Origin of the sequence: Acidobacterium sp. S8 (genome assembly GCF_009765985.1) — a bacterium.
In the GTDB taxonomy this organism is placed as follows: Bacteria; Acidobacteriota; Terriglobia; order Terriglobales; family Acidobacteriaceae; genus Alloacidobacterium.
This window is the reverse complement of the sequence record NZ_LMUM01000011.1, coordinates 1-13,556: the sequence shown is the minus strand read 5'-3', so window position 1 is coordinate 13,556 and position 13,556 is coordinate 1. Positions and strand designations below refer to the sequence as shown.

11 protein-coding genes are annotated in these 13,556 nt (G+C 54.4%); 2 read left to right on the top strand and 9 right to left on the bottom strand.

Annotated elements, in window-relative coordinates:
* Positions 1 to 42: 42 nt before the first annotated feature.
* From GSQ86_RS02610 to carA, 6 genes are all read right to left on the bottom strand, one after another.
* The gene (locus GSQ86_RS02610) at positions 43 to 1,098 is read right to left on the bottom strand and encodes a 2-oxoacid:ferredoxin oxidoreductase subunit beta (RefSeq protein ID WP_158748411.1); all 1,056 of its coding nucleotides are present in this window, start codon (positions 1,096 to 1,098) and stop codon (positions 43 to 45) included.
* Positions 1,099 to 1,100: 2 nt separating this feature from the next.
* A complete protein-coding gene (locus GSQ86_RS02605; RefSeq protein WP_158748410.1) occupies positions 1,101 to 2,951 on the bottom strand; it encodes a 2-oxoacid:acceptor oxidoreductase subunit alpha in 1,851 nt (616 codons plus the stop codon).
* A gap of 177 nt (positions 2,952 to 3,128) precedes the next feature.
* Positions 3,129 to 4,187, bottom strand: a complete 1,059-nt coding sequence (locus tag GSQ86_RS02600) for a dihydrodipicolinate synthase family protein (protein WP_158748409.1) — start codon at positions 4,185 to 4,187, stop codon at positions 3,129 to 3,131.
* Between the two features lie 123 nt (positions 4,188 to 4,310).
* A complete protein-coding gene (locus GSQ86_RS02595; protein WP_158748408.1) occupies positions 4,311 to 5,186 on the bottom strand; it encodes a hypothetical protein in 876 nt (291 codons plus the stop codon).
* Positions 5,155 to 8,445, bottom strand: coding sequence for a carbamoyl-phosphate synthase large subunit (gene carB, locus GSQ86_RS02590; RefSeq protein ID WP_158748407.1), 3,291 nt, complete (start codon positions 8,443 to 8,445; stop codon positions 5,155 to 5,157). The genes GSQ86_RS02595 and carB overlap by 32 nt, the downstream gene beginning before the upstream one ends.
* A gap of 447 nt (positions 8,446 to 8,892) precedes the next feature.
* The gene (gene carA, locus GSQ86_RS02585) at positions 8,893 to 10,011 is read right to left on the bottom strand and encodes a glutamine-hydrolyzing carbamoyl-phosphate synthase small subunit (RefSeq protein WP_158748406.1); all 1,119 of its coding nucleotides are present in this window, start codon (positions 10,009 to 10,011) and stop codon (positions 8,893 to 8,895) included.
* A 92-nt stretch (positions 10,012 to 10,103) separates the two neighbouring features.
* On the opposite strand from carA, the gene GSQ86_RS02580 reads away from it, so the two are divergent.
* Entirely contained in the window at positions 10,104 to 10,739 is a 636-nt protein-coding gene (locus GSQ86_RS02580) for a DUF333 domain-containing protein (RefSeq protein WP_158748405.1), read from the top strand.
* A gap of 11 nt (positions 10,740 to 10,750) precedes the next feature.
* On the opposite strand, the gene lepB is transcribed toward GSQ86_RS02580, so the two are convergent.
* The 3 genes from lepB to GSQ86_RS02565 form a co-directional block, all read right to left on the bottom strand.
* Positions 10,751 to 11,302, bottom strand: a complete 552-nt coding sequence (gene lepB, locus GSQ86_RS02575; RefSeq protein WP_158748404.1) for a signal peptidase I — start codon at positions 11,300 to 11,302, stop codon at positions 10,751 to 10,753.
* A 9-nt stretch (positions 11,303 to 11,311) separates the two neighbouring features.
* Complete coding sequence (locus tag GSQ86_RS02570; RefSeq protein WP_158748403.1) at positions 11,312 to 12,127, bottom strand: hypothetical protein; 816 nt, start codon at positions 12,125 to 12,127, stop codon at positions 11,312 to 11,314.
* Between the two features lie 82 nt (positions 12,128 to 12,209).
* Entirely contained in the window at positions 12,210 to 13,142 is a 933-nt protein-coding gene (locus tag GSQ86_RS02565) for a serine hydrolase (protein ID WP_254062091.1), read from the bottom strand.
* Between the two features lie 32 nt (positions 13,143 to 13,174).
* Here GSQ86_RS02565 and GSQ86_RS02560 point away from each other — a divergent pair.
* Positions 13,175 to 13,556: serine hydrolase (locus GSQ86_RS02560; protein ID WP_158748402.1), on the top strand; the 382-nt coding region annotated here is incomplete at its 3' end.

Below are 13,556 nucleotides of genomic sequence, written 5' to 3'. Positions count from 1 at the left end.
AAAAGCCCCGCAAGTTGCGGGGCTTCGTGATTAACATGACAACTATTTCAAGCGATTCATGATCTCATCGAGCGCCTGCTTCGAGGGGCGCGTGCGCTCCTGCGGAAGGGTTGCAAGTGGCTCATCGACGAGATTGAGCAGGCTAGTGAAGCTTGGCTTCTCGGTGTCGATGTAGAAGACACCTGTAAGAACCTCGCCCTTCTCGTGCGCTTCCATCAGTGCCTTCACTGCGGTCACGCGGCTGGTCGGGTCATAGTCTTCCTGCAGCTTACGCAAACGCAGGTGCGAACCATCGTGCATTTTCACGTCGTAGGTCGAGCCTTCGTCGTAGTCGATGGCAATGTCTTCGAAGTGCGGCACAAAACCAACTTCGGTGATGGCCTCTTCGTGTTCCTGCATGTACTTGTAGCTCTTGGTCGAGCCTTCGTGGTCGTTGAAGGTGACGCAGGGTGAGATGACATCGAGCATCACCGTGCCTTTGTGCGCGAGTGCTGCCTTCAACATGGCGAGGAGCTGCTTCTTATCACCGGAGAAGGAGCGACCCACAAAGGTTGCGCCAAGCTGGATGGCGAGCGTGCAGGTATCGATGGCGGGAAGATCGTTCACGACGCCGGTCTTGAGCTTCGAGCCAATGTCGGCGGTAGCCGAGAACTGGCCCTTGGTCAAACCGTACACGCCATTGTCTTCAATGATGTAGATCAGCGGCAGGTTGCGGCGCATGAGGTGGACGAACTGCCCCATGCCGATCGAAGCCGTATCACCGTCACCAGAAACGCCAAGCGCCGTCATGGTTTTGTTGGCCAGCAGCGCGCCGGTGGCGACTGCGGGCATGCGGCCATGAACGCTGTTGAAGCTGTGGGCGCGCGACAGGAAGTAGGCCGGGCTCTTGGAAGAACAACCGATCCCGGAAAGCTTCATGACGCGTTCAGGCTGAACGCCCATCTCATAAAGCGCGTCGATGATGCGCTCGGAGATGGCATTGTGTCCACAGCCAGCGCAGAGCGTGGTCTTGCCGCCGCGATAATCGAGGATCGGCAAACCGAGGCGGTTCACCTTCGGTGCTGGTGGCGGGGCGGGAGTTGCTGTCGTTGTTGCCATGATTAAATTCCCTCCTGCAGCACGAACTCATCGGTGACGGAACGCGCGTCGATTGGCAGGCCGTTGAAGTGACGGATGGAACGCAGCTTCACCGCGTCTTCCGCAGGCAGATCGAGCTTCAACAGGCTCTGCAGCTGTGCGTCGCGGTTCTGCTCGACGATGTAGATGCGATCGTGCGAAGTGACGAACTCATGCACTTCCTTCGTGAAGGGGAAGGCGCGGATGCGGAGGTAATCCGTCTCGACGCCGTATTCCTTCTTGAGCTGGTCGCGGCTTTCGAGCACTGCGAAGTCGGAAGTACCGAAGGCAATGATGCCAACCTTCGACTTCCCTGTTTGCACAACGACGGGGTGCGGAACAAGCGTGCGCGCTGTCTCAAACTTGCGGTTCAGGCGCTCCATCAGGTTCTGGTAATCATCTGGACGCTCGGTGTACTGCGCCTTCTCATTGTGTCCGCTGCCACGCGTGAAGTAGGCGGCCTTGGGGTGGTCGGTGCCGGGGAGCGTACGATACGGAATCGCATCGCCATCGACATCCTTATAGCGGGCAAACTCGCCGAGACGCTTCAGATCTTCAGCGGTGAGCACCTTGCCGCGGTCGAGCGGCTTCTCCGGATAGTCGAATGGTTCGGACATCCAGTTGTTCATGCCGAGATCGAGATCGCTGACAACGAAGACGGGAGTCTGCAGGCGCTCTGCTAAATCGAAGGCTGCAGTACCGAATTCAAAGCACTCCTTCACGTTGCCGGGAAGCAGCATGACGTGCTTGGTGTCGCCGTGCGAAAGATAGGCGATGGAGAGTATATCGGCCTGCGCGGTGCGCGTAGGTAGACCTGTGGAGGGGCCGACACGCTGAATGTCAAAGATGACTCCAGGCAACTCGGTGAAATAGCCGAGACCTGCGAATTCCGCCATGAGCGAAATTCCGGGACCGGAGGTTGCGGTCATGGAACGGGCGCCTGCCCAACCAGCGCCAAGCACCATACCGACGGCAGCGAGTTCATCCTCCGCCTGCACGACGGCGAAGGTGGCTTTGCCATCAGGTTCGATACGGTATTTCTTCAAGTAATCGATGAGCTGTTCGACGACGGACGAAGACGGCGTGATCGGATACCAAGTCACGACAGTGACGCCCGCGAAAAGTGCGCCTAAAGCAGCAGCCGCGTTGCCGTCGATGATGATCTTGCCATCGGTGGCATGCATGCGCTCGAGGACGTAAGGATCGTGCTTCGTCAGCGATTCGCTTGCATAGTTGTAGCCAGCCTGCACGGCGGCCCAGTTCAGATCAGCAGCCTTCTGCTTCTTGGCGAACTGGCGACGCAGGGCAGCTTCGACTGCCGTCATATCGAACGACAGCAGCCTGGCGGCGACGCCGACGTAAATCATGTTCTTGACCAGCTTACGCAGACGCGCTTCCGGACAGACTGCGGCGGTCAACTTATCAAAAGGAACTGGATACCAGATGACATCGTTGCGATACTGTGCGAGGTTCGCTGCGTCTTCATAAATCGCGACAGCGCCTGCGGGCAGCGAAAGGATATCGTCCTTCGCTGTCTCCGGATTCATCGCAATCAGAACATCGATTTCTTTCTTACGGGCAACGTAGCCATTTTTGCTGGCGCGAATGGTGTACCAGGTGGGCAGGCCGGCGATATTCGACGGAAAGAGGTTCTTACCGCTGACCGGAATTCCCATGCCAAAGATGCTCTTGAGCAGAATAATGTTGGCGGACTGCGAGCCTGAGCCGTTGACTGTGGCTACCTGGATGCTGAAATCATTAACAACACGTTTGGAAGCGTCGTGTACGCTTGCGCCTGCAGCCTGATGGCCTAGCGCAACGTCTCCTGTCGCCATTGGGCGATGTTCCCTTCGAGTGGAGGTGGAAAGATGCGATCTTTCACCCTTTATTATAGCGAGTCAGGAGCGGAATTCTGCGCCTCACGTACCTCAATGGGAAATATCGCCACTGAGTGGCGAGTATCCACATTTGAATGGTATCTCGCTGGAATAAAAAGAAGTTATCAGCGAATTCTAGTGGCGCACATCGGCTAATAATTGCGTGACATAAATCTGCTCTTCCCCACTGAGAGGAAGTAATGGAATGCGCGGACGACCGCCGTAATAACCATTCAGATCGCAGGCGAACTTCACACCCGAGATGCCATATTGATTCACCACAGACTGCGATGCTTCAACAATGCGCTGCTGCTTATCCGCAGCCAGCTTAGGATCATTCTCCTTCCAGGCCGTGTAGATTTCCTGACACGCCTGGGGAGCAAATGCAGCGAAAGCAAGAACTCCGCCGGTAGCTCCGGAGTCGAGCGACTCTTTTAGCTGATTCGCAGCACCGCTCAGCACCTGGAAGCCGACTTCTTTCGTACGGGTGGCAATTTTCGGCCTGGGCGGTGGAACAGCAACCGCCGTGGCACTTGTGCCAAGAGTATCTGCAGAGATAAAGGTAGATGCCTCCAATGGCTGGTCGAGCAACATGCGACTTGTAAATGCAGTGAAGACATTCGTTACGGCAGTTGTACGCTTTGGCGCAGAGCGTGTGACCTCGACGATCTTCGCAAGATGCGCAACGTTGCCGCTTGAATCCTTGAGGCCAATAATGTTCGGATGCTGCGCGAGTTCGGCAATCACTTCAATCTGCAAATCGTAGTGCGTGAACTTCGGAATGTTGTACAAAACCACCGGCAGCGGCGAGCGATCGGCGATGACGCGGAAGTAGGTAAGCATTTCAAGCGTGCGCATCTGCGGGCTATAGTAGTTCGGCGTGCGCACCAGCACCGCATCGTAGTTCTGCTCTGCAGCAAACTCGGCCAGCTTCAACGTTTCGAGCGCGCTTTCGCGTGATACTCCAGCGAGCAGAACTTTCTCCGCGGATCCCGATTCTCGCGCCGTGCGCAGCACTTCACGCGTCTCTTCATCTCCGAGCATCACTGCTTCGCCTGTGGACCCAAGCACCACAAGCCCCGCAATAGGAGTACGCGAATAACGGCCAATATTATGTTCAAGCTTACGGAGATAGAGACGTCCATCCGGATAGAACGGTGTGGTTACAGCAGAGAAAATGCCTTCGAGCAGCATACGTTTATTTTAAGGCATGCGAGATCGTGGATCGGGAGATCTGAATTCCAGAAATACGACGGATATTCCGACCGCGCAGAACGCCGAGTCTTCTAAACGTTCGCGGTGGCCGAAAGCCGATCCTTATTGTGTCTCTCCTGGAAATGGCGCGGTCTGGGCATTCAAAATTTGCAATACCTGTGCTTTCACCGAATCATAGGCTGGCTTGCCGGAAAACATGCGGTAATCCACATGCGCATCAGTCCCTTCACCGACCATTTGAAACTGCCGCTCACCGGCAGTCGCTTGTTGAGCATGCGCCTGCTCCCATGATTTTTCATCGAAGTCGTTACTCTCATCGCTGATGGTCCATACACGCCTGCCATCCCGGTTGCGAATCAAGAATCGATAGTAGATATGGAATTTCCCCATCGGCTGAAAGTATTCAACCGCTTCGACACGATATTGCTTCACGGGAAACATGTCGATAAGGAAGCCGTTCGACTGCATGGCATCCTGCGCCTTCGGATCTGCGTGAAACTTGCGCAGCACTTCGCGTTCAGCATCGCGCTCGGAAACGCGGCCTGCGATCGCATAGGCAACAACCAGAGTCGTGTGAACCTTCCAGTTATTCGTGTCGAGCTGGCGAGCCTTTTCCGCGTACTGCACGGCCAGTTGCCCCTGATACAAATCAAGTGCGGCTCCGGCAGCATATAAGTTCAGGGCTACGTCGTTAGGATTCGCCTGTAAAAGCTGCTGAAATGTGGCCAATGCCTGCTGCGGCTGGCGATTTTTTAATTGCTCCAATCCCTGCGCGGCCGTAACGGGCGGAGCTGCAGCGTTCTGCGCGAAGGTGGGAAAACAAATTGCTGCAGCGAAGACAAGACCGTACCACTTCATGCGAATGCTATGACTCCCGATGCTCACCTTAGCATACGAATAAAAGAAAAGCCCGGTCGCGCGACCGGGCTTGAAGTGTTCTGATGGCTTATAGCCTGTTTGCAGCTTCCTGTTGAGCATGCAGATGCTGCAAAGCATTCACCGTAGTAGTGTGCTTCTGCAATGCCTGGATACCCTCCGCAGCCGCGCGGGCTGCGGCGATCGTCGTGATCGTCGGGATGCGCTGCAGAACGGCGGCGCGGCGGATCGCCTTTTCGTCAAAGAAAGGATCCTGTCCATGCGGTGTATTCAGGATCAGCTGAATGCGCTCCCCCTTGATGAAGTCCACGACATTCGGACGCCCTTCCTTCACCTTATAGACGCGATCGACAATCATGCCTGCCTGTTCAATAACGTTGGCGGTACCTTCCGTAGCGACGAGATGAAAGCCCAACTCGACATACTGGCGCGCCAGCTCGACAACGCCCTGCTTATCGCGGTCATTGACGCTGAGAAAGACCGTACCCTTCAACGGAAGATGCAGGCCTGCCGAAAGTTGCGCCTTGGCGAAAGCTTCGCCGAAGTTGTCAGCCACACCCATCACTTCGCCTGTCGATTTCATCTCCGGCCCAAGCACGGTATCGACGCCAGGAAACTTATTCCAGGGAAATACCGGCGATTTCACAAAGTAATGTGTACCGGTTTCGAGATCCTTCCCGCTCTTCACCTGCTCCGGCAACAGTTCACGCAGCTTGCGGCCAGTCATCAAGCGTGACGCAATCTTTGCCAACGGTACGCCTGTCGCCTTTGAAACATAAGGAACAGTGCGTGAAGCACGCGGATTGACTTCGATAACGAAAACCTTATCGCGCTGGATAGCAAATTGCAGGTTGACGAGTCCGATTACGTTCAGCGCCCGTGCTAGTTTCCGCGTATACGTTCGGATAGTGTCGAGGACAGCAGGAGAGAGATCGACGGCAGGAAGTACGCAGGATGAATCGCCGGAGTGGATACCGGCTTCTTCAATGTGCTGCATGATGCCGGCGATGATCACGTCGTCCCCGTCGCAAAGCGCATCCACATCCACTTCGACCGCATCTTCCAGGAAGTGGTCGATCAGTACCGGACGCTCCTGGGAATACTCAACCGCCTCGTGCATGTAGTGAGAAACGGCAGCGCTGTCATAGGCAATCACCATGGCACGTCCGCCGAGCACATACGAAGGCCGCACAAGTACGGGATAGCCGATGCGCTCTGCACCAGCAATCGCTTCCTCGACGCTGGTCGCCATGGCGCCCGGCGGCTGTGGGACATCGAGATCCTCAAGCAGCTTGCCGAAGCTCTTGCGATCTTCTGCCAGATCGATCGATTCCGGCGATGTTCCGAGAATCGGTACACCTGCGGCTTTCAACCGCAGCGCAAGATTCAACGGCGTCTGGCCGCCAAACTGGACAATCATGCCTACTTCCGCGCCGCCCGAAGACTCATGCTCGTAGATGGCAAGCACATCTTCGAGCGTTAACGGCTCGAAGTAAAGGCGATCGCTGGTGTCATAGTCGGTCGAGACGGTCTCGGGATTGCAGTTCACCATGATCGTCTCGTAATCGTCTTCCTTCAGTGCGAAGGCAGCATGGCAGCAGCAGTAATCGAATTCAATACCCTGCCCGATACGGTTGGGCCCGCTGCCAAGGATGATGACTTTGCGCTTCGCAGTAGGCGCGGCTTCATCTTCCTCGTCGTAACTTGAGTAGAGATACGGCGTCATGCTCTCGAACTCTGCGGCACAGGTATCGACGAGCTTGAAGATCGGTTTGACTCCATGACGATGCCGCAACTCGCGAACCTGCGCGATACCTTCATGCCCCGGCAGGCCCCACACATCAGCGATGCGTTCGTCAGAAACACCCTGGCGCTTCGCCTTCCGCAGCTGCTCGGGTGATACATTTTCAGCGCTCACCTCTGCCAGCGCGGCAATCGTGTCGGTCACTTCCTTAATGTGGTAGAGGAACCAGGGATCCATCGATGTCATACGCGCTACTTCGCGCACGCTCATGCCGCGGCGAAAAGCAAAACGGATGTAATCGAGACGGCCCGGTTTCGGCGTCACAAGCATCTGCGTCAGACGACGCGGATCGAGAACCTCAGAACCAGTTTTCTTACCTGTTTCGAGCGAACGCACCGCCTTCATCAGCGATTCCTTGAAGGTACGGCCGATTGCCATCACCTCGCCGACCGACTTCATCTGAGGGCCAAGGTTTTCGTCGGCGCCCGCGAATTTTTCGAACTGCCATTTCGGGATTTTGGTGACGACGTAATCGATGGTCGGCTCAAAGCATGCCGGGGTCATCTTGGTGATGTCGTTCGGAATTTCGTCGAGCGTGTAGCCTACCGCAAGCTTTGCCGCGATCTTCGCGATAGGAAAACCGGTCGCTTTGGACGCAAGCGCTGAAGACCGCGAGACACGCGGATTCATCTCGATCACGGTCATGCGACCAGTTGCAGGGTGCACAGCGAACTGTACGTTCGAGCCGCCTGTTTCAACGCCGATCTCGCGGATGACGGCGATCGCCGCAGTACGCATCCTCTGGTATTCGCGATCCGTGAGCGTCTGTGCAGGCGCCACAGTAATCGAATCGCCAGTGTGAACACCCATCGGGTCCATGTTTTCGATGGAGCAGATGATGATGACGTTATCTGCGAGGTCGCGCACGACCTCAAGCTCGTACTCTTTCCAGCCAAGCACTGACTCTTCAATGAGGCACTCATGGACCGGAGAAAGATCAAGGCCTCGCGCAAGAATTTCCATCAACTCTTCGCGGTTGTAGGCGATGCCGCCACCTGAGCCGCCAAGCGTGAAGGAAGGGCGGATAATAACTGGGAAACCGATCTTCGTGGCAAACTCCAGGCCATCGCGGATGTTGTTTACCAGTGCGGACTTCGGCAGATCGAGCCCGATCCTCGTCATCGCGTCTTTGAAGAGAAGGCGATCTTCCGCCTTCTTAATGGCCTCCAGCTTCGCGCCGATCAGCTCGACGCCGTATTTATCAAGAATGCCCGCGTCAGCGAGATCGACAGCGAGATTGAGAGCCGTCTGTCCGCCTACAGTCGGCAGCAGAGCGAACTTTCCGGTGCGCCCCTCGTCTTTGAGCATCTGAAGCTCAATGCGGATAATTTCTTCGATGTACTCTTTCGTAAGCGGCTCGATGTATGTGCGATCAGCGAGTTCCGGATCGGTCATGATGGTGGCCGGGTTCGAGTTCACCAGCACCACTTCATAACCCTCCTGCTTTAGCGCCTTACACGCCTGCGTGCCGGAGTAGTCGAACTCGGCGGACTGGCCGATGACGATCGGCCCCGAGCCGATCACGAGAATCTTGGTGATGTCATTCCTGCGTGGCATCTATTTATTTCCTAATCTTTTGTCTTACGGCGCGGTTGAAGCCGTGCCCTTCAAAACATCCCTATTGTCTTCCTAGTTCAGAAAAACTGACCATTAGAGATGAATCCATCCCTTTCGTGATATTCACGAAAAGTCGACGTCCGCAAACTGTTGTCTTAACTGGCCTAATCAAGGTAAGTGGATACACATCCTGCGTCGTCAAGCCTGGTATCGCTAACCAATAATTGCCGGCCTGAATTTTCCAGAAAGCAAATGAGCCATCGCTACTGGATATTGCGTCTGCAATAGCTGTTCCCTGTGGCTCTTTACGAAGCTCAAGATGTCGATTGGCAACCACGACTTGCCCGCAAATCTGCCTTACTTTAAGGGGTTTCGGATAAACCGTTTCAGAAAAAAGAACATCCCGAGAAAGAAAGGCTATGGAAAAAAGAAGTAAAGCCCACCGCTTCACTTCTTAAATTCCTCCATCATCTTCCTGAAATCGCGAAAGAGATAGTGTGAATCGTGTGGACCGGGACTCGCTTCCGGGTGATACTGCACGCTGAAAAGAGGCAGCGACTTGTGGCGCAGCCCTTCGACGGTATTGTCGTTCAGATTCACGTGCGTCAGCTCTACTTCTTCCTGATTGATGGAAGCTGCATCGACGGCATAGTTGTGGTTCTGGCTCGTGATCTCTACTTTGCCGTTTTCGGTCTGCTGCACCGGATGATTGCCGCCGTGATGCCCGAATTTCAGCTTGAAAGTCTTGCCTCCAAGCGCCAGGCCAATTAGCTGATGGCCCAGGCAGATACCGAAGATCGGCTTCTTCCCCGCTAACTCCTTGATCGTATCCTGCGCGTAGCCCAGAGGTTCAGGATCGCCGGGACCGTTTGAGAGAAAGATGCCGTCGGGATTCATTGCAAGCACGTCTTCTGCGGAAGTCTGCGCGGGAACCACGGTCACGCGGCAGCCCTCTTTCGAGAGCATGCGCAGAATATTTTTCTTGATTCCGTAATCGTAGGCAACAACATGCAGATCAGCAGGTACGGGTTTTTCTTCCGGATTGAGCGGATCGATCTCCGGCTCCCACTCGTAGCGCGTCTTGGTAGTGACTACACTGGCAAGATCCGTGCCATCCATCTTGCGAATCGAGCGTGCCTTCTGCACCAGCAGGTCTGAATTTGTCTCAATCGACGAGATAACGCCACGCATCACGCCATGCGTACGTAAATGCCGTACCAGTGCGCGGGTGTCGATCTCCGAGATTACCGGAATATTGAAGCGCTCAAGATATTCGTCAGCTACCAGTTGCGAACGCCAGTTGGAGCTGATGGGCGAAAACTCGCGTGTAACCAGGCCTTCGATATAGGGTTTATTGGCTTCGTTATCAGCGGCGTTAGTGCCGTAGTTACCAATCTGTGGATTCGTTAAAACGACAATCTGGCCAGCATAGGAAGGATCGGTGAAAATTTCCTGATAGCCAGTTAACGATGTATTGAAAACAACTTCGCCGTAGCATTCGCCTTTGGCGCCGTAGCCCTCGCCGCGGAAGATGCGCCCGTCTTCGAGCGCAAGGATCGCCTGCATCGCTTCTCCATGGAGTGGATTCAATAGATTTTAGCAGGTTTTGAAGCGGTTTTCCTGGCTATACCGCGATATTCTTGCGGCCAGGAGATTTTATGCCGTTCAGGCTGAAAAGCTTCTTCACATGCATGATATTTGCGTTTGTGTCTGTCGCGCCAGCTCAAACGAAAGATCCACAACAGTCGCGCTATGCTGCTGAGACAAAGTCCATGCATGTGTTCGGAACATGGCAGGGTACGACCCCATGTGCCGACTGTAGCGGCATTATCACCACGCTCACGCTTTATCAAAAATCGGCAAATGACTTTACCCACGCGATTTATCGGCAGCACTTGAAATATATTGATCGCGGAAGCTTTACCAGCTACGGAATATGGACGGTTCTGCGCGGGAGGCCGGACCATCCGGATGCAACCGTCTATCAGCTCGATCCCGACAAACCCGAAAGCACACAATATTATCTGCGCGTTGATGACGATACGTTGCAACAGCTCGATCATGAGATGAAGCCCATCGATTCGAAGCAGAATTTTACGCTCAAGCTCATCGGCACGCCGCCAACAGCTGGCCTGCAAAATCCGGCATCGGTGAATTGCACAAAACAAGGCGGAACGCTCAAAATTGAAACCGCAAAAGACGGCGGTGGCCAGATCGGTATCTGCACATTTCCCAACGGCAAGCAGTGCGAAGAATGGGCATTGATGCGCAAAGAATGCAGCGCTTCAAAATAAAGCTCGTTTTGCTAATGCACCACGCCCATATTGTCCGCAGGCCAATATATAAAAGCCGCCTTGCCGTAGATCAGTTTCCGGGTCACCGGTCCAAAGTCACGGCTGTCGCTGGAAATAGAGCGGTGATCTCCCATCACAAAGTACTCGCCCTGCGGCACGACCATGTCTGCCATGGAGCGGGTATCGCGAAATTGACTGGGCACGTAATCCTCATCCACTCGATGGCTATTCACATACACTCGGCCATCCTCAATGCGGATGTTGTCTCCCGGCAGCGCAATCACGCGTTTGATATAGCTCTTCGTCGTATCTCGCGGATAGTAAAAAACAACCACATCGTCGCGCGAGATTTTCTCGAAATTGTAGGCGAATTTATTGACGAAAAGACGATCCTGGTCGCGCAGTTCCGGCTGCATGCTGGTGCCTTCGACCTTCACCGGCTGATAGAGGAAGGTAATAATGAAGAACGACGCCACTACGGAAATGACGAAGTCGCGTATCCATAACTGCAAATGTGAGCGCTTATTGCTCTTTATCTCTGTCTGACTGCTATCTTCGTTCATCAACACTTTTTATGAACATCCCAGGCCGCCAAGCGGGCATAAAATGTTCGTCTTTGGTTTGGCCATCGGCCGTTGAGCCGATGGTACAACAGCTGTCTGTCCAGCAACATCCGGACCTGCAAGGTTCGCTTGCGTAAGCGTCAGGGGTCGCTGCAATACCATCTCTACAGTCTGTCCAGTGGTCAGGACCACATCGTCACCACGGGTAAAAAGCGTGTAGATCAGCCCTGCCGCTCCTCCCGCAAGAGCGCCATATCCTGCACCAGCACCCGGATGACCAGAAACCCCTCCGGCAACCGAACCGATGGTTGCGCCACTGATAGCTCCGCCAGCCACCGTTCCCAGGTCCTTGCCCTTATTGGATGGCTGTTGAATCTCGCCTTCGTCTTTGACTTTCGCCCCATCCGAGCCGGGTACGCTGTTCACTATCCCAGGAATATCCACCACCGACCCATTAGGAAAGATCATGGAGGTGAAATGCATACGGACGGAAGCACGCCCCTTTACGCGGCCGGGACGCGTCACCTGATCGATGACGCCCTGCACGTAAACTCCGGCAGGGATTGCAACCCTTCCATTGGCCACCACAGGGAAGCTCGATAAAAGATAGACGCTGTCTCCGGGATTCGCTGTCTTGGTATTGACTCCCGATTTCAGCGCGAGAAGAACTTTAGTGCCTTCGGGAACTTCTACCGCACTTGCCGTGGAAGGTGCCGAAGTGGCTGCATTGGCTGGCTGACTCGATGGTTGAATCGGCTGCTGCGCAATCGCAGTGCAAGCCAGCAGTCCAGCCGCCATTACCCACCCATGCCTATATTTGAGCATGCTCCGCCTATTGCTCCGCGAAGATACGATCTTCCGGAAAACCTTTTATTATTTTAGACGTAACCGTCTGCCAAGTGGTGAGTTATTCCCAACGGTCCACAATCGTGTGAGCGAGCTTCGCCATCAATACTTCGGCCTGATTATCCGGAGTCCAGCTTTCATCCTCATTTTCATAGGTGAACATTGAGATAATGACCGGACCATTCTTTGCAAAAACTACGCCAACATCATTGCGAACCTTATCCAACGCGCCTGTTTTGTTGGCTATCTTCGATTCGCCTTCGGTCGAGTCCAGAGTTTCCAGATATCTCGGAATGCTGTTCCGATAGAACTGATTCTTAAGCATATGCATGGCCGCATCGCACAACTTCTCGTCGTCCGCTGTAGGTTTCGCGACGTTTCCCGGTGCATTCAGGTTGCAGGTCGCAAACCGTTCCATCACCTCAGCCATTTCACGCGCAGTCGTTTTTCCTAAGCCGAACTGTTTTTGATCAGCAGGCATAGGACCGACCGGGGGAAGCGACACTTTCTTGTATAGCCACGTATTTTTTAGGCCCAGCCATTGAATGCGGTCGTCGATATTTTTCAATCCCAGGTGATCAATTGCCAGATTCGTAGCGGTGTTGTCGCTCACGATTACCATCATGGTCAGCACATCTTTCAGAGTGAAAGTCTGTGGAGTATCAAAAAACATAAACACTCCCGAGCCTTCCACCTGGTTCTCCTTCGTCAAGGTCAACCTGTCGTCGAAGTGGGCTTTACCTTCCTGAATCTGCTTGAGCGCTTCAAACAGCACAGTAAGCTTGATGACGGAGGCCGTGGGCGCCGGCGTATCGGCGTTCATTGCAGCGGTTTTCCCGCTTTTCAGGTCGTGCGCAAATAGCGTCACGTGTCCATGGTGTGTCTGCGCGATTGCCTGTAGTTGTGCTTCGAGCGTCGTATCTTCCTGCGCATACAGCATATGAGAAAAGATGATTGCCGCAAAGATTGCTGTCAGTGCCCGCATTCTTGTCATAATTTCGCTTACTATAACTGCACTCGGACCGCATGGCTATGACTTTGCAGCTCTCTAACGCCAATCAACGCGACCGCTTTGCTGCGGCGCATGCCATTCTCAAGCAGGCAGTTGTCGATCACGCCTTTCCCGGTGCAGCTTACGGCGTTCTGATGCAGGGTCAGGTTTTAGCGCTCGATGCTGTCGGTCATTTCACATACGAAAACGATTCGCCCGCGGTCGCAACAGAAACACTCTTCGACCTCGCAAGCGTCACCAAGGTATTTGCCACAACCTCGGCTGCCATGCTGCTTTTTGATCGCGGCATCCTCGATCTCGATATGCCGCTCGGCGAAATTCTTCCCGGCTTTATCATCGGCAGCGAACACGGCAGCGGCAAAGAGCACGTGACCATGCGGATGCTTCTGGCTCATT